Annotated in this window: 24 protein-coding genes; 17 read left to right on the forward strand and 7 right to left on the reverse strand. The window is 56.9% G+C overall.

The genetic code is table 11. The features are described from left to right. The first annotated feature begins 21 nt into the window (after nucleotides 1–21). The 10 genes from argS (at nucleotide 22) to H4N61_RS06865 (ending at nucleotide 11,236) form a co-directional block, all read left to right on the forward strand. Nucleotides 22–1,767, forward strand: coding sequence for an arginine--tRNA ligase (argS, locus tag H4N61_RS06820; RefSeq protein ID WP_182395516.1), 1,746 nt, complete (start codon nucleotides 22–24; stop codon nucleotides 1,765–1,767). 97 nt (nucleotides 1,768–1,864) lie between these two features. Further along, entirely contained in the window at nucleotides 1,865–4,192 is a 2,328-nt protein-coding gene (locus H4N61_RS06825; protein ID WP_182395518.1) for an SPOR domain-containing protein, read from the forward strand. 77 nt (nucleotides 4,193–4,269) lie between these two features. Then, nucleotides 4,270–5,058 carry a ScpA family protein gene (locus H4N61_RS06830; protein ID WP_182395520.1) on the forward strand — a complete coding sequence of 263 codons (789 nt, stop codon included), beginning with the start codon at nucleotides 4,270–4,272 and terminating at the stop codon, nucleotides 5,056–5,058. Continuing rightward, on the forward strand, nucleotides 5,051–5,722 hold the full coding sequence (gene scpB / locus H4N61_RS06835) for an SMC-Scp complex subunit ScpB (protein WP_182395522.1): 672 nt from the start codon (nucleotides 5,051–5,053) through the stop codon (nucleotides 5,720–5,722). The genes H4N61_RS06830 and scpB overlap by 8 nt, the downstream gene beginning before the upstream one ends. A 113-nt stretch (nucleotides 5,723–5,835) precedes the next feature. Next, a complete protein-coding gene (locus H4N61_RS06840) occupies nucleotides 5,836–6,063 on the forward strand; it encodes a twin-arginine translocase TatA/TatE family subunit (protein WP_169194114.1) in 228 nt (75 codons plus the stop codon). Nucleotides 6,064–6,119: 56 nt separating this feature from the next. Continuing rightward, nucleotides 6,120–6,794 (forward strand): Sec-independent protein translocase protein TatB, encoded by a 675-nt coding sequence (gene tatB / locus H4N61_RS06845; protein ID WP_182395524.1) that lies wholly within the window; start codon nucleotides 6,120–6,122, stop codon nucleotides 6,792–6,794. After that, nucleotides 6,794–7,612, forward strand: a complete 819-nt coding sequence (gene tatC / locus H4N61_RS06850; protein WP_182395526.1) for a twin-arginine translocase subunit TatC — start codon at nucleotides 6,794–6,796, stop codon at nucleotides 7,610–7,612. Before tatB ends, tatC begins: the two co-directional genes overlap by 1 nt. A gap of 132 nt (nucleotides 7,613–7,744) precedes the next feature. After that, a complete protein-coding gene (gene serS / locus H4N61_RS06855) occupies nucleotides 7,745–9,067 on the forward strand; it encodes a serine--tRNA ligase (protein WP_182395527.1) in 1,323 nt (440 codons plus the stop codon). A gap of 5 nt (nucleotides 9,068–9,072) precedes the next feature. Beyond that, a complete protein-coding gene (surE, locus tag H4N61_RS06860; RefSeq protein WP_169194110.1) occupies nucleotides 9,073–9,837 on the forward strand; it encodes a 5'/3'-nucleotidase SurE in 765 nt (254 codons plus the stop codon). Between the two features lie 169 nt (nucleotides 9,838–10,006). Continuing rightward, nucleotides 10,007–11,236 (forward strand): M23 family metallopeptidase, encoded by a 1,230-nt coding sequence (locus tag H4N61_RS06865; protein WP_169194109.1) that lies wholly within the window; start codon nucleotides 10,007–10,009, stop codon nucleotides 11,234–11,236. Between the two features lie 74 nt (nucleotides 11,237–11,310). Here the strand turns inward: H4N61_RS06865 and H4N61_RS06870 are convergent, their stop codons facing one another. After that, the gene (locus H4N61_RS06870; RefSeq protein ID WP_169194108.1) at nucleotides 11,311–12,174 is read right to left on the reverse strand and encodes an ATP-binding protein; all 864 of its coding nucleotides are present in this window, start codon (nucleotides 12,172–12,174) and stop codon (nucleotides 11,311–11,313) included. Nucleotides 12,175–12,375: 201 nt separating this feature from the next. Between H4N61_RS06870 and yajC the strand changes: the two genes are divergently transcribed. The 4 genes from yajC to H4N61_RS06890 all read left to right on the forward strand — a co-directional run bounded on the left by yajC (nucleotide 12,376) and on the right by H4N61_RS06890 (nucleotide 16,679). Further along, the gene (yajC, locus tag H4N61_RS06875) at nucleotides 12,376–12,723 is read left to right on the forward strand and encodes a preprotein translocase subunit YajC (RefSeq protein ID WP_169194107.1); all 348 of its coding nucleotides are present in this window, start codon (nucleotides 12,376–12,378) and stop codon (nucleotides 12,721–12,723) included. Nucleotides 12,724–12,782: 59 nt separating this feature from the next. Continuing rightward, on the forward strand, nucleotides 12,783–15,344 hold the full coding sequence (gene secD, locus H4N61_RS06880) for a protein translocase subunit SecD (protein WP_182395529.1): 2,562 nt from the start codon (nucleotides 12,783–12,785) through the stop codon (nucleotides 15,342–15,344). Between the two features lie 100 nt (nucleotides 15,345–15,444). Continuing rightward, nucleotides 15,445–15,837, forward strand: a complete 393-nt coding sequence (locus H4N61_RS06885; protein ID WP_169194105.1) for an MTH938/NDUFAF3 family protein — start codon at nucleotides 15,445–15,447, stop codon at nucleotides 15,835–15,837. Then, nucleotides 15,834–16,679 carry a phytoene/squalene synthase family protein gene (locus H4N61_RS06890; protein WP_182395531.1) on the forward strand — a complete coding sequence of 282 codons (846 nt, stop codon included), beginning with the start codon at nucleotides 15,834–15,836 and terminating at the stop codon, nucleotides 16,677–16,679. The genes H4N61_RS06885 and H4N61_RS06890 overlap by 4 nt, the downstream gene beginning before the upstream one ends. Here H4N61_RS06890 and H4N61_RS06895 read toward each other — a convergent pair. The 3 genes from H4N61_RS06895 to H4N61_RS06905 form a co-directional block, all read right to left on the reverse strand. Next, nucleotides 16,652–17,113 (reverse strand): YiiD C-terminal domain-containing protein, encoded by a 462-nt coding sequence (locus H4N61_RS06895; RefSeq protein ID WP_182395533.1) that lies wholly within the window; start codon nucleotides 17,111–17,113, stop codon nucleotides 16,652–16,654. The two genes, H4N61_RS06890 and H4N61_RS06895, sit on opposite strands and share 28 nt — an antisense overlap. Continuing rightward, nucleotides 17,110–18,492: a methylenetetrahydrofolate--tRNA-(uracil(54)-C(5))-methyltransferase (FADH(2)-oxidizing) TrmFO gene (gene trmFO / locus H4N61_RS06900; RefSeq protein ID WP_182395535.1), complete on the reverse strand. Its 1,383-nt coding sequence runs from the start codon at nucleotides 18,490–18,492 to the stop codon at nucleotides 17,110–17,112. The genes H4N61_RS06895 and trmFO overlap by 4 nt, the downstream gene beginning before the upstream one ends. Before the next feature lie 246 nt (nucleotides 18,493–18,738). Continuing rightward, nucleotides 18,739–18,888, reverse strand: a complete 150-nt coding sequence (locus tag H4N61_RS06905; RefSeq protein WP_169194101.1) for a DUF1127 domain-containing protein — start codon at nucleotides 18,886–18,888, stop codon at nucleotides 18,739–18,741. 554 nt (nucleotides 18,889–19,442) lie between these two features. Between H4N61_RS06905 and H4N61_RS06910 the strand changes: the two genes are divergently transcribed. Then, the gene (locus H4N61_RS06910; protein ID WP_182395537.1) at nucleotides 19,443–20,339 is read left to right on the forward strand and encodes a division plane positioning ATPase MipZ; all 897 of its coding nucleotides are present in this window, start codon (nucleotides 19,443–19,445) and stop codon (nucleotides 20,337–20,339) included. On the opposite strand, the gene H4N61_RS06915 is transcribed toward H4N61_RS06910, so the two are convergent. Continuing rightward, complete coding sequence (locus tag H4N61_RS06915) at nucleotides 20,336–20,752, reverse strand: helix-turn-helix domain-containing protein (RefSeq protein WP_182395538.1); 417 nt, start codon at nucleotides 20,750–20,752, stop codon at nucleotides 20,336–20,338. The genes H4N61_RS06910 and H4N61_RS06915 overlap by 4 nt on opposite strands. Before the next feature lie 208 nt (nucleotides 20,753–20,960). Between H4N61_RS06915 and H4N61_RS06920 the strand changes: the two genes are divergently transcribed. Then, entirely contained in the window at nucleotides 20,961–22,055 is a 1,095-nt protein-coding gene (locus H4N61_RS06920) for a D-alanyl-D-alanine carboxypeptidase family protein (RefSeq protein WP_182395540.1), read from the forward strand. On the opposite strand, the gene H4N61_RS06925 is transcribed toward H4N61_RS06920, so the two are convergent. Continuing rightward, a complete protein-coding gene (locus H4N61_RS06925; protein WP_248306577.1) occupies nucleotides 22,052–22,288 on the reverse strand; it encodes a sulfurtransferase TusA family protein in 237 nt (78 codons plus the stop codon). The genes H4N61_RS06920 and H4N61_RS06925 overlap by 4 nt on opposite strands. Beyond that, complete coding sequence (locus tag H4N61_RS06930) at nucleotides 22,278–22,763, reverse strand: CAP domain-containing protein (RefSeq protein ID WP_182395544.1); 486 nt, start codon at nucleotides 22,761–22,763, stop codon at nucleotides 22,278–22,280. The genes H4N61_RS06925 and H4N61_RS06930 overlap by 11 nt, the downstream gene beginning before the upstream one ends. A 190-nt stretch (nucleotides 22,764–22,953) precedes the next feature. Here H4N61_RS06930 and H4N61_RS06935 point away from each other — a divergent pair, with 190 nt between their 5' ends. Next, the gene (locus tag H4N61_RS06935; RefSeq protein ID WP_182395546.1) at nucleotides 22,954–24,510 is read left to right on the forward strand and encodes a histidine kinase dimerization/phosphoacceptor domain -containing protein; all 1,557 of its coding nucleotides are present in this window, start codon (nucleotides 22,954–22,956) and stop codon (nucleotides 24,508–24,510) included.

Below are 24,510 nucleotides of genomic sequence, written 5' to 3' on the forward strand. Positions count from 1 at the left end.
ACCAAATTCCGTAGGTTCGACATGGATATCTTTGCGCTCTTCACTACCCGGGTCCACGCGGCCCTGCGTGCCGACTACCCCGATCTCGATGAGGGCCTGCTCGCGCGCGTGGTTGTAGAGCCTCCGCGCGATGCAACCCATGGTGACCTTTCGACCAACGCCGCTATGGTGGTTGCGAAGCCTTTGGGTAAGAACCCACGAGAGCTAGCGACCGCTCTTGCGGGCCGCTTCGCCTCTGACGCAGATGTTGCCTCGGTGGAAGTTGCAGGGCCGGGCTTTATCAATTTCCGTCTCAATAACTCTGTTTGGCACCAGGTCCTGAAGTCTGTTTCAGAGCAGGGTGTCGATTACGGCCGCTCGAACCTTGGTCAGGGCGAACGCGTCAATGTTGAGTTTGTGTCGGCAAATCCGACCGGCCCAATGCACGTTGGCCATACACGTGGCGCTGTTTTCGGCGACGCATTGGCCTCGCTGATGCAGTGGACAGGGTATGACGTTACCCGCGAATATTACATCAACGACACTGGTGGCCAGACGATCATTCTGGGCCGTTCGGCCTTGCTCCGTTACCGCGAAGCATTGGGCGAAACCATTGAAATTCCATCGGGCTTTTATCCTGGCGACTATCTAATCCCAGTCGGACAGCAACTTGCCGCCGAATACGGCACCAAGCTTCTTGAAATGGAAGAGCAGGAAGCTGCGCTTATCGCGCGTGAAGTCGCTCTCAAGGGCATGATGGAATTGATCAGGGCAGATCTCGCCAAGCTCAATATCCATCATGACGTGTTCTTCTCCGAGCGTACGCTGCACGGGGCAGGGGGCGACATTGAGTCGACGCTTGCTTGGCTGCGCGAAGAAGGCATGGTCTACGAAGGCCGCCTCGAAGCGCCTAAGGGTAAGACCCCAGAAGATTGGGAAGACCGCGAGCAGACACTGTTCCGCGCGACAGATTATGGCGACGATACGGATCGTGCCCTGATCAAGTCAGACGGTTCCTACACGTATTTCGCCGCTGACATTGCCTATCACCGCAATAAATACCTGCGCGGCTTCAACCACATGATCAACGTGCTGGGCGCTGACCACTCCGGTTACGTTAAGCGCCTGCAGGCGGCTGTGAAGGCTGTTTCGAACCAAGAAGCTGATATGGACGTCCGTATCTGCCAGCTGGTGCGTTTGCTCAAGAACGGTGAGCCGTTCAAGATGTCCAAGCGTTCAGGCGACCTCGTTACCCTTGCTGACGTTGTTGACGAAGTTGGTCCTGACGCGACGCGTTTCATGTTGCTCTTCCGTCGCAACGACGCGTCGATGGATTTTGACTTTGCCTTGGTCAAAGAACAGACCCGCGATAACCCGGTGTTCTATGTTCAGTACGCCCATGCTCGCGCTTGTTCGATTTTCCGCACTGCGCAGCGTGATCTGCCGGATCTCGATATTTCCCCAGCAGCTCTCGCCAAGGCCGAAGTTGAGCGCCTAGATAGTGCCGCGGATATTGAACTGATCCGACTGCTCGGCGCTTGGCCACGGACGGTGGCAGCAGCAGCTGTTGCCCACGAGCCGCATCGTATTGCATTCTACGTGCACGAATTGGCTGGAGCCCTGCATGGGTTCTGGGCTAAAGGTAAGGATGATCCGTCTTTACGTTTCGTTAACCAGTCTGACCCGAAGTTGAGCTTGGCTCGACTCGCCCTTGTCGATGCCGTTCGCCAGGTTATCCGCAACGGTCTCGGCATGCTTGGTGTGTCAGCCCCCGATGAACTCTCATAATTCGGGCGCATTGGTGTGATCAATCGCGGGGCGGTGTCCATTGGGCCCCCCCGCTATCTAGAGGCGCTGTCGGAGTACGTCAGCGAAGCCGCAGCATATGGCCGGACAAAGTGATGCCCCGGACGATCTGATCGCCGAATTGGCCCGCCTGATGGCGGGAGAGGCGCGCCCTGAAAACGCTCCGAGTGAGCCGCAGCAACCGCGCGTCCGTATTCCCGGCGACGACTCGCCGCAAATGCCGCCGGTTCCGCGGTTTGATTTTACCGCGCAAGCGCCCAGCGAACGCGTTGTTCCCCCAGTTCCACCGGTCGCGCCGCGTCCTGTTTCTCAGCCGGTAGGCGCTCCACCAGCGTCTCAGTCGCAAGTTCGCGTGCCATCTCTAGCGCCCGTGCCGCCGCAAACGCCGACACCGAGCCTTGATTTCGCTCTTCGCCCGGGTGTGACCGCCGCACCAACACAGCCGCTCACGCAGCCCCCGCGGCCACCGGTTGAACCCTTTGCGTTCGACTTTGATCTGCGTTCTGCTCAGCGGCCATCGGCTCCAACCTCGCCTGTGCCATCGGTCCCGCCGGTCGCTTCGCCACAGCCGTCGCTCGATCAAGGCGTAGCGAGTCGCGAGCAGGGTCCTCAATTCGTTCCCCAACAGCCAGTTGCGCCACAGCGCCCTGTTGAACCAACACCTGTTCGGCGTGAACCCATACAGGCTCAGGTCGTCTCCCCAGCGCCAGTTGTGGTTGAGGAAGAGCCCGAGCCAATCAATCTTGATCAAGATAGCTTGGCCGATCTGATTGCATCTGAATTGGCCAAGGATCAGCTGCAGAGCGAAGATAATACGGGTGGCAATTTCGAGTTCGAGGTTGAACCCGATAGTGTCGCATCACAGTCTGACGACTATTTCTCTCAAGTCGCGACGCACACGCGTGGCGTCGAGCAGCCGTCAGTGTACACCGCAGCTGATTTCTCCGATTCAGTAAGAGCTGCGAGCTCTCAGTTTGACGAGCCAAGCTTTGGCATTTCTCCCGAACCTGCAGTGGCGACACCGCAGCAGAGACGTCAAGAACCCGGCTTTGGCACTGATCCGCTCGCTGAGATTGAGCGGCTTGTGGGGCCAGCGGTGCGCATGAGTGTCCAGCAGGACCCAGCGCCTGAACCCATGGAAGTCGTCGAGCCGAAGTCTGCTCCGGCACCCTTACGAAGCCTGGCAACACCAACTTTACCGCCGGAAACTGAACAGGCTCCACGCGGACCACGCCGCCGCGCGTCGTCAGCGGACACCAGTTCGGTGGACGATGCTATTCTGGCAGCAGCGGCCGCCTCTGGCGCGCGCGTTGAATGGGTCGATCATACGGCTGGAAGCGATGCCGATGATGGTGGCGATTACAGCGAACCGCGTCGCCGTCGTTCGTTCGGCGTGAACAAAGCCGTTCTCGGGCCTTTGCTCGCCATTCTCCTCCTCGGTGCAGGTGGCGGTGCGCTTTATTACATGCTCGGATCGGGCGGCCCATCGGGCCCAGCACCGACGATCGTCGCGGACACAGCTCCGATCAAGGAAGAGCCTGAGCCCAGCACTGAGGCTCCTGCACAGTCGGTCATTTTTAACGAAATGGCTGGTGGCAATAATGGCGCGAACGAGCAGATCGTCCCGCGAGATCAGGCTGATCCTGAAACTATATCTGAGGCTACTCAGAACTCCGGTATTGGCAATGTTATCAATTCGATAGATCAGGGCACGACCAACCCTGATGGCCTCGTAAACCGCCGCGTGCGAACGGTTACGGTGCGTCCGGACGGTACTATCGTGAGTGGCGATAGCGGTTTGGCTGGTACGTCCATGCTACCCGTCGACCGACCAAACGTCCCGGAACTTCCAGGGAATACCGCGGCTGCGAATACAACTGCGCCGTCAGAAACAGCTCCAGCTCCAGCGGCTCCGCCAGTTGCTGAAACTCCGGCGGCTCCAGCGGTCCCTCCTGTACAGCCGGGTTCGGTCGTGCCTGTGGTGAACGCAAGCGGCGCAGCTGTCGCTGGCCGAACAGTCGCGATCCCGTCACAGAAGCCTTCTGACTTCGCGTCAACCGCAGCGGCCGCAATTTCAGCGGCGGCGGCGGCGCCTGCGTCACAGGATCTCGCGGCACCGGCTGCAGCAGCTCCGGTTGCGGCGGCTCCTGCAGCAGCTCCAGCCTCTGGCGGTGCCTATGTCCAACTCTCGTCCCAGCGCACAGAAGCGGCTGCCCGTGAGAGTGCACAGGCCATTGCGACCCGGTATGGTGTGTTGTTCGGCGGCGCGAACCTCGAGATTCAGCAGGTGAACTTGGGCGAACGCGGTATCTACTATCGCGTGCTCGTGCCTGCTGCCTCGCGTGAAGCGGCCGTCAATGTCTGTACAAATGTGCGGGCTGCGGGCGGCGACTGCTTGCTGCTCTAAAAAATATTGCCTGACTTGACGATGGCTGTCATCGGTGTCCAATGTGCGCCGATGACAGCCTTTTTTGTTTTTCGTCCATGAGTATAGCGCAGACGGATTGGATCTCAGCGGCTCCTGACGATGCGGCGGAGCAGGCGCTACGTGTCGACGTAAAGGGCTACGAAGGACCGCTCGATCTTCTCCTTGATCTCGCCCGCCGACAAAAAGTGGACCTCTCAGCGATCTCTGTTCTGGCGCTGACCGAGCAATATCTCGCGTTCATCGAAGACCTGCGCCAGTTACGGATCGAGGTTGCCGCCGACTATTTGGTGATGGCCGCGTGGCTGGCCTATCTCAAAAGCCGCTTGCTGGTGCCCCAAGCGGTCAATGATGATGAGCCAAGTGGTGAGATGCTGGCAGCATTGCTGCATTTTCGACTCAAGCGACTAGAAGCAATGCGCAATGTCTCTACGCAGCTCATCAACCGAGCGCGCGTCGGTGCGAAAGTGTTTGCGCGCGGGGCGCCCGAGCCCATTGAGATCGAACGAAAATCGATTTGGGAAGCGACGCTCTATGATCTTCTCAAAGCCTATTCCGATCAGCGCGAGCGTACCGCAATCGTCGAGTATTCGCCCTATGTGCGCACTGTCTGGTCGCTTCAGGACGCGCGAGACTTGCTGGAAAAGCTGATTGGGGAAACGGCGGATTGGTTTTCACTCGACGGGTTTTTGTATGATTATCTGGCCACACCTGAGGAACGGCGAACGGCTCGAGCGTCATCATTTGCTTCTAGCTTGGAACTGGTTCGACAAGGTGTGATGGAAATCAAACAGCGCGATACCTTTGCTCCAATCATGCTGCGTAAGCGAATGACCTCTCATGATTGACGGCGAAGACAGCGAAATTCGAACCCGGCAACTGCGGATTATTGAGGCGCTTTTGTTTGCCTCCGCAGAGCCGCTCAAACCCCACGAGATGGCGAGCTTTCTGGGGGAGGGTGTTTCTGTGCTCCCCTTGTTGAAGGCGCTGCAAGCGCAATACGCTCCGCGGGGCGTAAACTTGGTAAGGCGCGGGGACGGGTGGGCATTTCGGACAGCCGAAGACCTCGGATTTTTGCTGCGCCGTGAGCAACAAGAAACGCGCCCCCTGTCTCGCGCCGCGCTCGAGACCCTATCCATCATCGCTTATCATCAACCCGCCACGAGGGCGGAGATAGAAGAAGTGCGCGGCGTTGCGACGGGGAAGGGGACTTTGGATCTGTTGATGGAAGCGGGTTGGATTCGCATGCGCGGCCGCCGTCGCACACCTGGGCGCCCAGTCACTTACGGAACAACGGATGCATTTTTAGACCATTTTGGTCTTGAGGCGCTTGCCGATTTACCGGGTCTGGATGAATTGAAAGGTGCTGGCCTATTGTCGTCTCGTCTGCCGCCTGATTTGCAAATTCCTCTGCCTTTTGATGGAGATGCTTTGCGCGAAGATGAAGATCCGCTGAGCCCAGATGATCTGGGTGAGGTAGAGACGGAAGATGAGGTTGAAGAGCGTGACTAAAACGCTTTCACATGTTGATTTTGAACACATCCTTGTGTTCGGTGCAGTTTAAACTTATTTCTCGAATTATGTGTCGCGTGTATCGCGTACCGTTAGCCTAAGGGAGACCATCCATGCACGCGCCATCCATCTGGGGCATTCTCGTCGTCGCCGTTGTCGTTATCCTGCTTTTTGGCCGTGGTAAGATTTCCGGCATGATGGGCGAAGTCGCTCAGGGCATTAAAGCCTTCCAAAAAGGCATGAAGGACGAAGACAAGCCTGCTGAACGTATCGACACTGCAACTGCTGCAAAGCCGCAGACTGTTGACGCTGCAGAAGTTGATCGGAGCAAGGACGCTTAATCAGCGCCTTCATCTGAATATTCGCGGCGCTTTCGCCGTACTTCGGAGATCGCTTTATGCTCGGTCTAAGCTGGACAGAGATGCTTGTGATCGGCGTGGTTGCGCTGATCTTTATCGGTCCCAAAGACCTGCCCGTCATGATGGGCAAGGTTGGCAAGATCATTGGCCAAATTCAGCGCATGGGACGTGATTTCCAGCGCGAAATCAACAAGACTTCGGGTTTGGATGAGGTGCGGAGCCTCCGCAACTCCATCACGTCGCCATTGAAGCAGACCGCCGAAGAAATCCGGCGCGAGTTCAACACGATGTCGGCGGACGGTCCTAAGCCAAGCGGAATAATCAAACCCGCTGATCCGTCCTCAGAAAGTGTCGTCAACGAAATTCGCGAGAAGGCGGGCATGCCGCCTATTGCGAAATCAAACGACGATCTCGCATCCGAGTATGGCTTCAAGTCGAGCGCTAAGCCTGAGGCTTCATCTGCGCAAAGTGCTGATACCGCCACAGCGCCCGTAGCACCAAAGGCTGCCGCGCCTGCAGCAGAAAAGCCAACGCCTGTTAAGGCCGCCCGCGCAAGGCCGTCCACGAAGACGGCCGCCGCAATCGACACTGCAGAAAAGCCAGTGAAGAAGCCACGCGCCAAGGCCGTTGTGGCCGACGCGGGTGAAAAGGCTCCGGCCAAGCCTCGTGCGCCTCGCAAAAAAGCCACTAGCACGGGTGAAAAGAGCGAATAATGGCCGATACTCAGGCAAAAATCGAAGATAAGTCGCAAGCTGAGCCGGTTGATGAACTCGCCGGTAGCGAAGCGCCGCTTTTGGAGCATTTGATCGAACTGCGTAAGCGGTTGATCCACTGCGCGATTGCGATCGTTGTCCTCTTGATTGTCTGCTTCCTCTTTGCAGGGCAGATTTTCGATATTCTGCTCAACCCATACCGTTCGATTTATCCAAATCCGGGCGATATGGAGTTGATCTATACAGCGCCGCAGGAATTCTTCTTCACCCAGCTTAATCTGGCATTCTTTGGCTCGATCTTCCTCGGGTTCCCTTATCTGGCAACGCAGATCTACGGCTTTGTCGCGCCCGGGCTGTATAAGCATGAGCGAAAGGCGCTTGTGCCCTATCTCGTGGCCACGCCGGTCTTCTTTGTGGCCGGGGCGGCAATGGTCTATTTCGTCGTTTTGCCAATGGCATTGGGTTTCTTTGCAGGAATGCAGACCGACGAGATCAAGCTTCTGGCGAAGGTGTCGGAATACCTCAGTCTCGCCATGACGCTGATTTTGGCATTTGGCATCTGCTTCCAGTTGCCTGTCGTGCTGACACTGTTGGCGCAGATCGACCTCGTGAGCGTTGATCAGCTCAAGAAGGGCCGTCGCTACGCTATCGTCGGTATTCTGATCGTGGCCGCGTTCATCACGCCGCCTGATCCGATTTCGCAGATTGGGTTGGCGATACCGATGTATCTCCTTTACGAGCTTTCGATTCTGTCGGTGCGTATGATTGAGCGCCGACGAAAAGCAGCGCTCGCCGCGCAAGAGAACGAAACAGCCTAGTTTCAACGCCCCATTCGCAAGATTGGGGCGTTGGTTTTTGGCTTTTCGAGAATGCCCACTTGCGGGCTACAGTCTTCAACTTTAGACAAGCCACACACCAATAAAGAGGCGGGCTTTCGCTCGTAACGTACAATGTTCGATATCAAATGGGTCCGAGACAATCCTGATGCCTTCAACCAGGCCATGGAAAGCCGCGGGTCCTCTCAGCGGGCTGATACCCTGATTGAGATCGACGATCGCCGCCGCGCGATCATTGTGCGTCTCAACGAAGCGCAAGAAAAGCGCAACGCGCTGTCCAAGCAGATCGGCCAGGCCAAGGCCCAGAAGGACGAAGCCAAGGCCCAAGAGCTGATGGCAGAGGTCGCCTCGCTCAAAGAATTCATCCCTTCGGGGGAAGCAGACGAACGCGCCGTCGAGAAAGAACTCCGTGACGCGCTCTCGACCATTCCAAACGCTCCGCTAGCGGATGTGCCGTTCGGCAAGGATGAGAGTGATAACGTCGAGTACTTTGGCCTCAACGGCAATGCTGAGACAGCTGCCACTGTGCGTCCCGTAAAGCCTAGCTTTACGTTTGCACCCAAAGAACACTTTGAAATTGGTGTTTCTGAAAAGAACATGGATTTTGAAGTTGCGGCCAAGCTCGCCGGTAGTCGCTTCGTTGTCCTGAAGGGCCAGATTGCGCGCCTTGAGCGAGCGCTTGGCCAGTTCATGCTTGACCTCCATTCGACCGAACACGGCTATCTCGAAGTGCAGACACCTGTCCTCGTTCGCGACGACGCGTTGTTCGGTACAGGACAGCTGCCGAAGTTCGAAGAAGATCTGTTCTTCACCCCGCATGGTGAGAGCCGTCTGGCGCTCATTCCGACGGCAGAAGTTCCGATGACCAATTTCGTGCGTGAATCTATTCTCGCCGAAGACGAATTACCGATGCGCTTCACGGCGTTGACGCCGTGCTTCCGTTCCGAAGCCGGTTCGGCAGGGCGCGATACCCGTGGCATGCTGCGTCAGCATCAGTTCAACAAGGTTGAACTGGTCGCGATCACGACCGCGGAAGAAGCCGAAAACGAACACGAGCGCATGCTCGCGGCCGCTGAAGCTGTTTTGACCAAGCTTGGTCTGCACTATCGCGTCATGAAACTGTGCACCGGCGATATGGGCTTTGGTGCGCGTCGCACCTATGACCTTGAAGTCTGGCTTCCCGGTCAGAACACCTACCGCGAAATCTCGTCGGTATCGGTCTGCGGTGATTTTCAGGCACGCCGTATGGAAGCGCGTTACCGCCCGTCCGGCGAGAAGCAGGCACTGCGTTACGTGCATACGCTCAATGGTTCCGGCACCGCCGTTGGCCGTTGCTTGATTGCTGTGTTGGAAAACTATCAGCAGGAAGACGGCTCGGTGGTTATCCCTGAAGTGCTGCGTCCCTATATGGGCGGCCTCACCAAAATCGGAGGCTAAGGCCCATGTCCCTGCGCATCTTGCTCACCAATGATGATGGTATTGATGCGCCGGGTCTTGCCGTACTCGCTGATATTGCACGCTCTATCTCCGATGACGTTTGGATTGTGGCTCCTGACGGAAATCAATCGGGGGTAGGGCACCGCTTCTCCTTCGGGCGCGAACTCAGCTTTGACCGCAAGGACGACAAAACCTTTGCTGTGGTGGGTGGCTCACCTGCCGATTGTGTCGTTGCCGCGATGACCCATCTGCTGGGTGACAAGCCGGCTGACCTGGTCTTGTCCGGCGTCAATGCCGGGCAGAACCTTGGCGATATCGTCAACTGTTCAGGCACGGCCGCTGGCGCCCGTGAAGGCGTTCTGCAAGGCGCTATCGGTATCGCGCTCAGCCAAGCGCTTGATTATGAGCTGACGCTGGAGCCAAACTGGGAAAATGCTCGGGCTTTTGGTGTGAGAACCGTTGAAGCCATTCTGCGAAGCCATGCGGGCCATGACGTCTTTTACAACGTCAATTTCCCATATTGCCCGCCGGAGGCTGTGACTGGGATACGCGCGGCAGCTCAGCAGCGTTTCTCCCGATCGCCAATTCGCTACTATCCCAGCGACAATGAGGGCAAATTCTTTATGGCGATTCCCTCAACGCCCACTCCACTTGATCCGAAAGCGGACTTTGAGGTGATGCGCCGCCAGAGCGCCATCACCGTTACTCCGGTTGCGCTGCAACAAACCCATCAGGATGCTCTAGCGAGCCTTGCCAGCTTGTCACTGTAAGTGTGGCAGGTGGTATTTTAGCACTCGACGGCTCGCTCGGTTTTAACCCTAACCAGTGCTGAATCATGTCGATGTGAATTCGCTCAAATCGCATCGGTCTTAAACTCGTCTTTACCTTACCGGCCTAATCTCGGGTCTAGTTGTTTAGTATCTGCGTACGAGTAAGCCGATGAGTATTCGCGTTCCCCGGCGGACCCATAAAGTCTCTGTCGCTATGGCTGGGCTTATGGTTGCAGCAGTCGCATTGTCCGGCTGCTCTAGTCTTGGTAGCCGTACGTTTGGCGACCAGACCGTCACGGGCTCAACAGCCCAACCAGCCCCGTTCTTTGCAAATCAACCCATGCCGCCGAGCCTCGGTGCAGTTCAGGGTGCGCAGAACACTGCCTTCCTGCCTCCTGCGAATGTAGGTGGTGGTGGCGGCGGGATGCTGCCCCCTGCGCCAGCGCAGGGCGGTTTCTGGCAAAACAATGCCCCGACATCACCAGTTATGATGGGGGCAACGTCGCCAGTTGTCCAAACTCAAGATTTGCCTGCACTGAACTCGTCTCCAATGGGAAATTCGCAAGCCATGCTCGCTCAGCAGAATCTTGCCCCAATGCCGGCTGCGCCTGCGGCCGTTGCCATGGGCAATCCGAACGCTTCGCTTCCGCTTAACTCAAATGTTCCTGTGCAGGTTTCGCCTGCTGCGAACACGAACGGTTACACGCACACCATCGCAAGCGGTGAATCGTTGCACACAATTGCACGCCGCTACGATGTCACGACCCAGTCTCTCGTTCATGCCAATGGCATGAGCTCGCCAGACAAGATCATCGTGGGTCAGAAAATTATCATTCCTGGCCGTTCGGATCTGAACCCAGCTCCAGGTTCTGAGCAAATCACGAAGGTTGCGACGATTTCCACCGTTCCAACCACTCCGGCTGCTGCGGCACCACAACCTGTTTTGGCTGCGGCACCTGTTGCTCAAACTGCCCCTGTCGCCGCGCCGATCCAGCAGGCTGCACTGCCACAGGCCGAACCAGTCGCTTCGGGCAATGACAAGTTCCGTTGGCCGGTGTCTGGTCGGATCATCACCGATTTTGCCGCATCGCGTGGCACAGGTATCAATATCGACGTTCCAGAAGGCTCAGCCGTTAAGGCTGCCGAGAACGGCACCGTCATTTATGTCGGTTCGGGCGTTGAGGGTTACGGTAATCTGATCCTCGTTCGTCATCCGAACGGCTTCGTTTCGGCCTACGCCCATCTCAAGGGCATGAATGTCGACAAGGGCGCAACTGTTACCCGTGGTGACACCATCGGCACGGTCGGCTCCACAGGTTCTGTTTCCAAGCCGCAGCTGCACTTTGAGCTGCGTAAGGGCGCGACGCCGGTTGATCCGGTTCCGCTGCTCGCGAGCTAAAGCTCCGCGCCGATTGAATTTCGAGGGCCACGGCTGTTGCTGTGGCCCTTTTCTTTGGTGAAGCGGGGAGGGGCTTAAACTGCCTTGCCTTCTTCACCTGCTAAAGTGCGAACGAGCTGGATCGCCACGCGGCCCGAGCGAGCGCCACGTGTTGCGGCCCATTCAATGGCGCGTGCACGCAAGGCTTCCGTCCCGATGCTGAGCCCATAGTAGTCGGCATAGCCGGAAACCATGGCGAGATAATTGTCCTGGTCAGAATTGTGGAACCCGAGCCACAAACCGAAACGATCCGACAGAGAGACTTTTTCTTCGACTGCTTCGTTTGGATTGATCGCGCTCGATCGTTCATTTTCGATCATGTCGCGCGGCATGAGATGGCGTCGATTTGAGGTCGCGTAGAAGAGGACGTTTTCTGGCCGCCCTTCAAGACCGCCATCAAGAATGGTCTTGAGCGATTTGTAGCTGGTCTCGCCCTTGTCGAAACTCAGGTCGTCGCAGAAGACGATGAAGCGAGCGGGTTCATTAGCGATAAGGCGCATGAGTTGGGGGAGGGTCTCTAGGTCTTCTCGCGCGATCTCGATCAGGATCAATCGATCGAAACCACTCCGAGATTCGATGTCTGCGTGAATCGACTTCACCAAAGAGCTCTTGCCCATGCCACGCGCGCCCCACAGCAGGGCATTGTTTGCACCGTGTCCACGCGCGAATTGCTCGGTATTGCGCAGCAGAATGTCACGGACTGTGTCGATGCCTCGTAGCATCTCGAGGGGCACTCGGCTGACCTTTGGAACAGCGAGTAGAGTGCCTATCTCGCCCTGCCAATGGTAAGCGTTTTCAGGGCCCAACGCCGGGTTCGGCGTGATGTTGTCGCTATTTGGTAGTTTCTGAGCAATGGCCTCAAGTGCCGCCGCAATTCTGCTCAGATAATCTTCTGTCATCACGAGTCCCGTCCTTGTGTCAGCCCCAATGTTGGGAGCCCTTGATTGGGCTTTGCAATCAGCCAACCCCAATTGTATAGTCCGGCCGATTTTGGCCTGGGCGCAAGTGCGGTTAAGCCCGATAGCGTCCACAGCGCATTCGATCAGCGCATTGCCACCCAATCCTGAGCGTCACAAGAAAAATTAAATGGAGTTTGCTTGATGTTTGTAACCCCTGCCTTTGCACAGGACGGCGGCGTGGCACCAGGAGGCATGGCTGACATTCTCATCCAGCTTATGCCGATTGCTCTGCTCGTTGTAATCTTCTGGTTGCTGATCTTCCGTCCGCAGCAGAAGCGCCTGAAGGCACAGCAGGCCATGCTTTCTGCGATCCGTCGTGGCGACACCGTTGTGACCACTGGTGGTCTGGTCGGTAAGGTTTCCAAGGCTGTCGACGGTGAAGACCTTGAAGTCGAAATCGCGCAGGGCGTGAAGGTCAAGGTTGTTCGTGGCATGATCGCAGACGTTCGTTCGAAGTCTGAACCGGTCAACGACAACAAGCCGGCTTAATCTAGCCGTATCAGCCGGGGCCATCAGGCTCCGGCTTTATCCTTCTCAGGACGTTATTTATGAATCACTCGCCGTTCCGCGTATTCATTATCCTGTTCGTGGCAATCGCTGGCATTCTCATGGCAGCTCCAAACTTCTTGCCCAAGAATGTGCAGGATGCTTTGCCCGACTGGCTCCCAAAACCCGGTCTTGTCCTTGGTTTGGACTTGCAAGGTGGTTCGCACCTTCTGCTTGAGGTCGACCGAAAAGGGATCGTGGATCAGCGCTTGAGTGATGTTCGCCGCGATGCGCGTAACGTCCTCGCGAACCAGAATGGTATCGGCAACCTCATCACAACGGATGCTGATCGCAATGCGATCTTCATCGAATTGACCGATCCGACCCAGAAGGCGCAGGCCGAAACCGCAATTCGCGGGCTTCAGAATACGCTAAGCAACGCTCTCATTGGTGGTGTTGGTGTTGATGAAATGGCCTTTGGCGAAACGCCAGACGGTCGCTTGTCGATTACTCTGACCCCAGATGGCATCACCCAGCGCATGAGCTCGCTGGTTGCTCAGTCCATGGAAGTTATCCGCAGCCGTATCGACGAAATCGGTACCACGGAACCCACCATTCAGCGCCAGGGTGATACCCGCGTTATGGTGCAGGTGCCTGGCTTCGGCGACTCGACCCGCCTCAAGAACCTCATTTCACAAACCGCGCGCTTGACCTTCCACATGGTCTATCCGGGCCTGTCTGCCGATCAGGCCGAAGTGCAGGGCTTGCCTGCTGGCACCATGATCCTGCCAAGCCAGGACGGTGGTCGTGAGCTGCTTTATGAAGACGTCGCTCTGGGCGGTGAATCGCTCGTTGATGCGCAGCCGTCTTATGACCAGCAGCGCGGCATTCCTGTTGTTTCGTTCAAGTTCGACACCCGCGGCGCGATTTCGTTCGGCGAAATCACCAGCAAGGCAGTCGGTCAGCGCTTCGCTATTGTTCTCGACAATCAGGTCATCACGGCTCCGGTTATCCAGCAGCCGATCACCGGTGGTCAGGGCCAGATCTCGGGCACCTTCACCACTGCAACTGCTAACGATCTCGCAGTTCTGCTGCGCGCGGGCGCTTTGCCTGCAAGCTTGAACGTCATCGAAGAACGTACTGTTGACGCGAGCCTTGGTGCTGACTCAATTCAGGCTGGCTTCACCGCTGGTTTGGTCGCGGCAGTGCTTGTTCTCGCCTTTATGGTCATCGCCTACGGCATCTGGGGCGTGTTTGCGAACGTCTCCCTGATCCTCAACATCATTCTGATCTTTGCCGCGCTCTCGACCCTCGGCGCTACGCTGACGCTGCCCGGTATTGCCGGTATCGTCCTGACCATCGGCATGGCCGTCGACGCGAACGTTCTGATCTATGAACGCATGCGTGAAGAACAGCGTGCCGGTAAGACACCAATTCAGGCGATCAACGCGGGTTTCTCGCGCGCTTGGGGTACGATTATCGACTCGCACCTGACCCAGCTCGTTGCGGCTGTGGTGCTTTACTTCATGGGTTCCGGTCCGATCCAAGGCTTTGCGGTCACGCTTGGTCTCGGCATTATTACTTCGCTCTTCACCTCCTACACCGTGACCTCCTATCAGGTTGGTCTGTGGTTCAAGCTGCGTCGCCCTAAGACGCTCAAGATCCAGCACTTCCGCTTCATTCCGGACGGCACGACCATTCCGTTCATGAAGATATCGAAGTATGTGATTGCCTTCTCGATCATCATGACCGGTGTTTCCATCGGCTCGGCTGTGTTCAAGGGCTTCAACCTCGGCATCGACTTTGTTGGTGGTACTGCGATTGAAATCCAGCACGTCGGAGGCCCAGCAGACGTGGGTCGCGTGCGTGAGTTGACCAGTGACTTGGGACTTGGCGAAATCCAGGTTCAGGGCTTTGGTACGCCGCAGGACGTTCTCGTTCGTGTGCAGGCGCAAGAAGGCGGCCAGTCCGCTGACCAGATCGCTGTTGCCAAGGTCACCGAAGTTCTGGCTGCTGAGAACTATGAGGTACGACGTACTGAGGCAGTGAGTGGTACGGTTTCAGGCGAATTGGCTTGGACCGGAACTATCGCGGTCATCATCGCGCTCGCCTGTATCTTGATCTACATCTGGTTCCGCTTCGAATGGCAATTCGCTATGGCGGCGGTGACCACCACCAGCCACGACTTGATCATGACGATCGGGCTCTTCTCGCTGACCGGATTGGAGTTCAATTTGAGCTCTATCGCGGCGGTGCTGACGCTAGTCGGTCTGTCGCTGAACGAAACTGTGGTGGTCTCGGATCGTATTCGTGAAAACCTCACGAAATACCGCAAGATGCCTCTGCCAGAGCTGATCGACCTGTCGATCAACCAGACCATCGTGCGTACCTCGCTCACCCAGTTCACACTTCTGCTGGCGCTGATTCCGCTGGTTCTCTTTGGCGGTGAATCGCTCCGCAGCTTTGTTATCGCGATGACATTCGGCTCTATCGTCGGCATGTACTCGTCGGTCATCGTTAACGGTCCAATTCTCATCAACTTCGGCTTGAAGCAGAAAACTGATGAGCAGCTGGCCGCAGAAGACGCTGAGAAGAAGCGCAATGCTGATGGTGCTGCCGTTTAATCGGTGCACTGCTTTAAACATCTGAAAAGCTGTGATAGCCCCGACCTATTGGCCGGGGCTATTTTTTGCTCCATTTGGATCGGCGAACTGAAAGCACTCTATGACCAGCTCATCGCCCACAGGTTTCTATCCCCAACGCGTTGGCATTGATGCCTATGGCAATGGTGGATTTCGCTTTGCCGATATGTCCCACAAAGGCTCGCTGCTGTGTTTGCCCAGTGGCATGTACGCATGGGAGATCGCTGAGGCGCAGGAGTTGACGTTAGAGTCTTTGCAGCCGGTCCTTGACCACGCCGACGAGATTGAGGTTCTTCTCATCGGACTGGGTGAAAAGGTTGCCGCCATTGACCTTGCCATTCGGACTGCATTACGGGCGCGTGGCATTATCGTAGAAGCGACGCAGACTGGTGGGGCAGTGCGGACCTATAATGTGTTGCTCGCCGAAGACCGTCAGGTTGCAGGCGCTTTCATTGCTGTCGAGAACGCCCGATGACTGCCACGTCCTTCGATCACGCGGCAGACCTGCTCCGCACAGCCGACCCCGATCGCTACCTCTCCACACTCGTCCTGCCCGCAAAGGCTCGTCCCTATATCGCTGCGCTTTATGCGTTCAATGCCGATGTCGCGGGCATACGGGATCGCGTCTCTGGCCCGGCGCCGGGCGAAGTGCGGCTCCAATGGTGGAGCGACGCTCTCGCGGGCGAAGGGCATGGTGAAGTTCGGCAAAATCCCGTCGCCGATGCGCTTCTGCAGACAATTGAAAAGTTCAACCTTCCAACGGGCACCTTCCTCCGTCTGATTGGCGCGCGTCGGTTCGATCTTTACGACGATCCTATGCCGGATGTCAGGACTTTTGAGGGCTATGCCGGGGAGACCGCATCAACGCTGCTCCAGCTCTCGGCAATGGTGCTCAATGAGGGCAACTCGGTCGAGACAGGGGACGCAGCTGGGCATTTGGGCGTCGCACAAGCTCTGATCGGTCACATGAGGGCTCTCGGATACGTTTCCGCACAAGGCCGGATCATGCTGCCTTGGAGCCTTTTGCAGGCCAATGGCGTACAAGAGACTGAGCTCTTCCGTGGGCAAAACTCTGAAGGCCTCCACGCTGCGCTCAGCCAGCTTGGCGAGATCGCGTCAGAACATTTGGTCAAGGCACGAGACGCTATTGCGCTTCTGCCCGCGTCGCTTCGCCCTGCGTTCGCAATCGTGACTCTCCTCGAGAAGCAATTGGCGCAAGTGATTGAAAATACAAATGCCTTTGCAGTGGCCAGTGATAGCGCAGCGTGGCAGAAGATCGCCAAACTGACCTATTGGTCGTTGCGCAACCGCTCGTAAGTCGTCGCGACGAATTCTCCAACAAAGCGGGCCGCGAGCGCGTCACCGCTGAACAGCTGCGCACTGACTGTTATCCGGCCGCGGCCACGCTTGGAGAGCATCGTAGCGGTGCGCACCCACGGGCCATCGTCGATGGCGCTATGCGCCGATATGGCTTCACGCGCAGGCGCGATGTACTCCATTTGCGATGTATGGATGACGAGCTCTGCCTCAAACTGATAGCGCTCTAAGCGCAAATGCACAGCGCTCCATGCGGCGAGGAGACAGAGGGTCGATCCGCTGCCGCCAAACAATGTGCCATGCATATTGATATTGGGCAGCAGCGGGGCCTTTAAAACGAGATTTGAAGCGCTGGCACGCACTGCACTCACCTCCATGGCCCGCGACAGCGGGATCGTGGTGTGCAGATATTGCGTCAGCGCCTCGGGCGTCATGCCCAGGACTTGAGGTCTTCAAGCGCGCGGCTGGTGATCGCGCGACGCTTGGCGATGGTTTTGTCTGGACCGCGCCAGCGGGTCACGCCCTCTGGCTTGGTGATGGTGACTTCAGGAAACAGACCAAAATTGACGTTCATCGGCTGGAAGCTCCGAGCGCCTGAATAGCTTTCTGCTTCAAGGTGGCCCCCGGTGATGTGGCCAATAAGAGCGCCGAGAGCTGTCGTGGCTGGCGGTAGGCCCATCGTGCCACCAAGAGCTTCGGCAGCGGTGAGACGTCCAGTGATCAGGCCGCAAGCGGCGCTTTCCACATAACCTTCAACGCCGGTGACCTGACCAGCGAAACGAATGCGCGGATCGTTCTTGAGCTTGAGATCGCCTTGCAGAACCTTCGGGGAGTTGATGAAGGTGTTGCGGTGCAGACCGCCCAGGCGTGCGAACTGTGCGTTCTCGAGGCCTGGGATCATGCGGAAGATTTCCGCCTGAATGCCATAACGCATCTTGGTCTGGAAGCCGACCATGTTCCACAGCGAGCCCAGCGCATTGTCCTGACGCAACTGGACGATGGCATATGGCTTAACGGTTGGGTTGCGCGGGTTGGTCAGGCCAACAGGCTTCATTGGACCATGGCGCAGGGTTTCAACGCCACGTTCTGCCATCACTTCAATCGGCAGGCAGCCGTCGAAATAGGGGACCTTTTCCCAATCCTTGAATTCGTGCAGCGGCGCTGTCTTCAGCGCTTCCACGAAGGCAAAATACTGATCCTTATCCATCGGCAGGTTCAGGTAATCAGCACCAGTTCCGCCTGGGCCGGCCTTGTCGTAACGCGACTGCTTCCACGCGATGTCGTGATTGATGCTGTCGTAGTGCACGATCGGGGCGATCGCGTCAAAAAACGCGAGGGCGTCTTCGCCCGTCTTCTCGAGGATGGCTTCTGCCATCGCGGGCGAGGTGAGGGGCCCCGTCGCAATAATGACGTGCTCCCAGCTCGGGTCCGGCCAGCCGGCGACTTCTTCGCGCGCGATGGTGATGTTCGGATGGTTTTCGATCGCCCGGGTGACTTCCGCGGAGAAGGCGTGGCGGTCAACGGCGAGAGCGCCGCCTGCCGGGAGCTTGTGCAGGTCCGCAGCGCGCATGATCAGCGAGTTGCAGCGGCGCATCTCTTCATGCAGCAGGCCAACAGCGTTCTGCTCATGATCGTCCGAGCGGAAGCTGTTCGAGCACACGAGCTCGGCGAAGCTATCTGTGCTGTGAGCGTCGGTTTCTTTGACGCCACGCATTTCGTGGAGAATGACGGTTACGCCAGCTTCAGCTGCCTGCCAGGCAGCTTCAGAACCAGCAAGGCCCCCGCCGATGATGTGGATGGTTTTGTTTGACATGATGAGCCAAATACCAAGCCCGTCATGCCGCTGCAACTCGCCTTATAGCGAGCGCCCCTCATGAGGGCCTTCTTTGCGTTCTTCGATGATCTTTTGCGAGAAGACTTGGAGGTCATCGCGGGGCGGACGGGCGTTTGCGTCCTAACCGGAGACCGCGGACGCGGATAGAAAATAAGATCCAAATAGAAAACGCCCGCATCTCAGAGAGAGGCGGGCGTTCGGTTTGGGTCTACGTATGCTGCAGGCTTAGAGCGTGTTTGCATGATCGCGAGCTACGCGAGTGATATCGGTACGCGAAATGCCAAGGTCGTTGAGCTGACGGTTGTCGAGCGAAGCGAGTTCACGAACGGTCTGCTGATAAGCGGCCCACTTCTTAAAGGTCTTACGGATGTCCATCGGATGTCTCCTGTTGTTTACGTGATCATATTTAGTGCGTGGCGTAAAAATGAGCAGTCTGGATTTACTCAGATTAGCTATGCACTTTTTGCAAGGCGGCGCGTGACGGAGGCGAGGCTCAAAATCCAGAATGACTGTGCGGCCGCAGCTTTAGCGATCGAACAGCGATTTCGTCATTTGCATGAAGTCGGGTGGGCAAATGCCGATTATGCCAGGTTCGCGACTGATGCGAACAATGCTAGGAAGTTGACTAGGCTTAGGTTCTAGTGCGCGAACCGAGCGCCAGATTGTGCGGACGAACATGGGGGTACTCCCAAGGTTTCGTGAACTCGTCGTTCCAATACATAAGCGATCCTGTGAACCTTGCTCAGGGGCGTGTGGTCAGATGACGCATGCGCTGCATGCATGGCATTTTCATCATCTTGTCACGAACACAAAATCCTCTCCGGAAATCTCCCTGTTGCGATGTAAAACCTTTTTATTAACCATAATTCCGCTTGCCCCTAGGGAGGCGAACACAGACACTCCGGCCGAGTTCAGCGAGGTGATATCCAGTGCGGCAAGGCGCCCATGTCATTGTTGTCGGTAATGAGAAGGGTGGTTCGGGCAAGTCGACCACAGCTTTTCATATCGCCATACTGCTTCTGCATCAGGGATTTAAGGTTGCGACGCTCGACGTCGACAGCCGACAGCAGACCTTTACGCACTATGTCCGTAACCGCCGTGAAGGGGCGCGCTTGAACGAGCAAGTCATTCCGCACCCCACTCACTATCACCTGCCTTTGTCCCGGGGCGATTCTCTGCGTGAAAATCATCGGATCGAATTCGATCTCTTCACTCAGGCGATTGGTGAGGTCGAAGACACGGCAGATTTCATTATTATTGATACGCCAGGCTTCGACACCAACCTGACGCGGCTCGCCCATTCATTGGCCGACACTTTGGTGTCTCCGGTCAATGATAGCCTTATCGACCTGGCTGTTATGGCACAGGTTGACCCTGTGACTGGGGAACCGCGTGAGCTCAGCCACTATGCAAGATTGGTTCAGCGCGCGCGCTCTGAACGTCTGGCGATTGACGGGCGCAACATTGATTGGGTGCTCGTTCGAAATCGCATCTCGATGCTCTCCTCGCGCAATATGCGTCAGGTGCAGACAATGCTGGACCGCATTGCCGAGCGTCTGGGCTGCCGCGTTGCCGATGGCATTGCCGAGCGTGTGATCTTCCGCTCGCTCTTTGCCAGAGGCATGACAGTTTTTGATCCGCTGAGCGAAGAGTTGTTGGGCGGCATGCCATCTGCTTCACATACGAGTGCTCGGCAGGAATACCGAACGCTCGTCAATGCTTTGAACCTGCCGCTGTCACAGCGCGCGGTACAACGGATGGAATTGTTGGCAGCCGAGGCTCCAGAGACGATCCGATTTGAAGAAACCGTGCGAGACGACGCTTAGCCTTGTGCGTAAGCGGCCTTGCGCGGTTCCTGAGTGGCGACCACGTTCTCGCGCGCGTCATAGGCGGCGCGGGCGTCAATAATGGCCTCATGGTTTTCAGCGGACCAATCCCATAGCGCGCTGATAGGGCCCTGTAATGTCTTGCCCAATTGCGTGAGGCTATATTCCACCCGTGGGGGGACTTCAGGATAGATAGTGCGTGTCACCAGCCCGTCGCGCTCCAGATTGCGCAGGGTCAGCGTCAACATGCGCTGCGATACGCCGTTGATCATGCGCTTGAGTTCGTTGAACCGCAGAGTGCCATTACGCCCCAGCATGCCGACGACCATGACGCTCCATTTGTCGCCGATGCGATTGAGCACGTCCGACATGGCAGAGCAATTTGAGTGCAGCGATGTGTCTGTGAGCGACATGGGACACCTATATAAGAACTAAGGCACAGAATATATGCGAGGTTACTACTTGTGACTAGCCCCCGTCGCAGATGCGCGCGGTTGGTCAAACTCTCGCCGTTTCCTTGAGATTGCTGCTCCTGCCTGATAGTAGGTGTGCTTCCTAATATCGTGCCGTCGGAGTGTTCCTGACTTGTCTTTCGCTCAGCGCATAGCTTTGATCTTTTTCATGATTGCAGCCAGTATCTTGCCTGTTCAGGCAACACCGCTGTTGGTTGTCGATCGATCCAATTTGTCAGTGCTGTATGCGCAAGATGCCGGTCAGCCTTGGCATCCGGCTTCGCTCACCAAACTCATGACGGCCTACGTGGTTTTCGAAGAGCTGGCGCTTGGAACAATTACTCTTGATACCCCTGTCCGGATATCAAAAGGGGCGGTTGCGCTCGCGCCGAGCAAGTCAGGCCTGGCTGTCGATAGTTCAGTGACGATGCGAGACGCGCTCTACCTGCTGATCGTCCGCTCTGCCAATGACGTTGCCTATTCCATCGCGGAAACAATTGCGGGCACAGAAGCCAATTTCGCGGTCAAAATGAATGACGTTGCACGTCGCATGGGGATGACGGGGACCAATTTCATCAATTCCCACGGTCTGCATGTTGTCGGCCAGGTTTCCACGGCGCGCGACCTAGCAATTCTTTCACTTTACATCGAGCAAGCCTATCCCCAGTACATGCCCATATTCCAGACTGGCACTGTGCGATTGAACAAGGCAGTGTATGAGGCCAACAACGCGCTTCTGAAGGGGTTTTCCGGCACCAACGGCATGAAGACAGGGTACACCTGTGCTGCGGGACTGAACGTCGTTGCGACGGTCGATCGTAATGGTCGCCGCCTCTTAGCTGTTGTTCTCGGTGGTTCTTCAGCACGCGAACGCAATGAGCGGGCAGCCGAGCTCTTCACCAATGCCCTGTCGGGTCGTTATCAAGGGAGTGGCCAGTCGCTGCTCAGCCTCGTAAACTCTGGTGGAGCAGCCCAAGACATGCGGCCATTGGTGTGCGGCGCTGGGGCGCCAGAGTATATCAAGGCGCGCGAAGCTGAGTTCCCTATGGGCCTTAAAGGCCAGCCAAGCTATCTCAACGATGAGATTCCATTGCGCGAATATACGGTTGTGGATTTGGGCCGCACACGGGCCGTCGCGTTTCCGCGTCCACGCCCGGCGCATGTTTCTCGGTTCGCGGCGCCAGCAGTTGCCGCAACCTCTACGGCTCCGATTGTAGCGGAACGAGCAGTATCCCTGCCAATACCGCGTCCCGCGGACCTCTAGCCCGCCGAGCCAATCCGGACGGTGAGAGAGATAACCTCTCCGTTCGTTTGCACGTCGCAATGATGTCCATTCTGACGGCAGAACAGCGGGATATCGATTTTCGCCATCGCGTCTGTCGTGAGGATGAGGAGCTGATCGCCCGCATTCGCAGTGGCAGCGGCCTTTTCCAGTTTCAAGACGGGAAGGGGGCATTTCAGCCCCCTTGCATCAATGGTCAGGACGTTAGTTTCCAAGAACAAGCACCCAGTGAATGCCATAGGCGGAGTTCGGGTTGAACGCGACGCCGATACCAGCCTTTGAGGCGTTTGCGGCGAGGGCGACGGCATCCGCAGGGTTGTTGCGCCAGCCTGAGAAGGTCTCAGCGAATGTCGCATAGCCTGCGCTCAGCTTCATTTGGACAAGTCCGCCCGGCATGCTCGGCGCGACGCCGGTCTGAGCGTACTGATTGGCAAGCGCCTGTGCGGAGCCATTGAGGCCAGCATCAGCGACCAGTGGAGGCATGTTTTGGTTGGCGCGATAGGCGTTTACCAGCGCAATGGCCTGCTGTGAGTCGAGGCGTGCATTGGGCACGTCCATCCGTGCGGTCAGAGCAGGTTGGAGGCCTGCGGGAGAAGATCCGCCGCCGCCGCCAAATGAAACGCACCCGGCTACGAGCAACGTCATCGACCCCATGAGTGCAAAGCGGGCCAAACTTCTGTTATTCGACATATCTTTCCTTCTGGCGCGCCGCGGTCCATAAGAGGAGCGAGACTTCGTCCATATATCTATATTAGCTCAGTTGGTTGGCCGTTAAAAACCGGCACTATGACGATTTTCATTAGATATTGGCCACCTTGGTGTTCCTTGTGCACTGAGAGCTGGCAAACAAGGCAGCATTGTGGGGGAGGTTGCACTGACTGTGAGTCTGTCTAAATCCGTACAAGAAGTGCGTGCCACGTCAGTGTCCGTGATTTTCCTCGTGTTGTGCCTCGCCGCTTTCGTTGGGGTCTTCACCTATTTTCTCGCAAATGTCGCTGCGCAAACCAAAATTCAGCTCGAAGATGACGCTGCTTCTACAACGCAAGTGGTCGCGACCAATGGGCTTTGGATGAACCAGCTGGCAATTCAAACTTTGCGCCGGATGGATTCACTCATCGAGGATAGTCCTCTGTCTGTAGATGCCGAGGCATTTGGTAAGATTATGGAGGACCGTCCGCCGGAACTCATCGTTAGCCTTATCGATGCCGATGCCAACCTCTTGTTCAGTAGCGCGCGATTTATGCCCGGCGTAAATCTGCGTGAGCGTGACTATTTTCAGTCGATACGCAGCGGAGCAGCGTTTGCGACTTCAGCCAAGGTCGTGACGCAACCTAGGGGGCGCGAAGGCTTTGTATTTGCTAAGAGATTAACGCGCAACAATGTCTTTGTTGGTGCGGTTGCAGTCGCTTACCCGAACAGTGTGCTTGAATCTTTCGTGCGCGACGTTGAGCTGGAGGCTGGGGCGTCCATCAGCCTCTTTCGGCGCGACGGGCGGCTTATGGCGCGCTATCCACACACCAATGTGCCCGATCTCGTGGGCGACGTTCTGTTCACCGAACACCTTGAACGAGGTGACAGCGGGACATTTTTTGCCGATCGCTCACCCTCGGACGGCCAGCCAAAGATTCTCGGTTATCGCGCGATACAGGGAACCGACATGGTCGCCGTGGTCGCAATACCGACGGAAGGCGCGTGGGGACGATACCGGGCGGAATTAATGTCCATCTTGGTCATCGTAGCCCCCATCTGCGTTGCGCTGATCATAGTCGGTCTGTGGATATGGCGGCTATTGAGACGTGACGCTGCCCATGCTGAAGAGCTCGAGACGGCGAATGAAACCAACATGATGTTGTTTCGCGAAATCCATCACCGCGTGAAAAATAACCTCCAGTCTGTTCAGTCCCTTATCCGGCTTCAGGATATCCCTGAAGCGGCCAAGCTCGATTTGCAAAGTCGCTTGGGCGCGATGGCGGCCATGCATGAACATATCTACCGCCGTGATGAATATGAGGACATTGACGCTCACGACATTGTCCCGGTGGTCATCAATGAAGTGGTTCGCGCCTACGGCAAGCCGGTGGAAATCATCTACGAACTGGATCGGTGTTATGTCGATCGCGACCACATCACGCCCCTGTCACTACTGCTCAGTGAAGTTGTGACCAATGCTCTGAAATACGCTTTCCCTGATGGGCGGGAAGGGCGTATCCGCATCATTATGAACGACTTCTACAATGGGCGATGCCAGCTCATCGTCGCCGATAATGGGGTCGGCATGCCGAAAAATGGCGTGCCCAGCACCAGCATGGGGCTCCGCCTCATTCGCGGCGTGGTGGCGCAGATGGGCGGCACTTATGAGTATTTGCCCAGTGCCGGTACGCGATTTGAAGCGAATATCGCCCTGAGCGCAGTCGGCCACCACGCAGAGCATCGTTAA

It is taken from the genome of Devosia sp. MC521 (assembly GCF_014127105.1).
Lineage (GTDB): Bacteria > Pseudomonadota > Alphaproteobacteria > Rhizobiales > Devosiaceae > Devosia.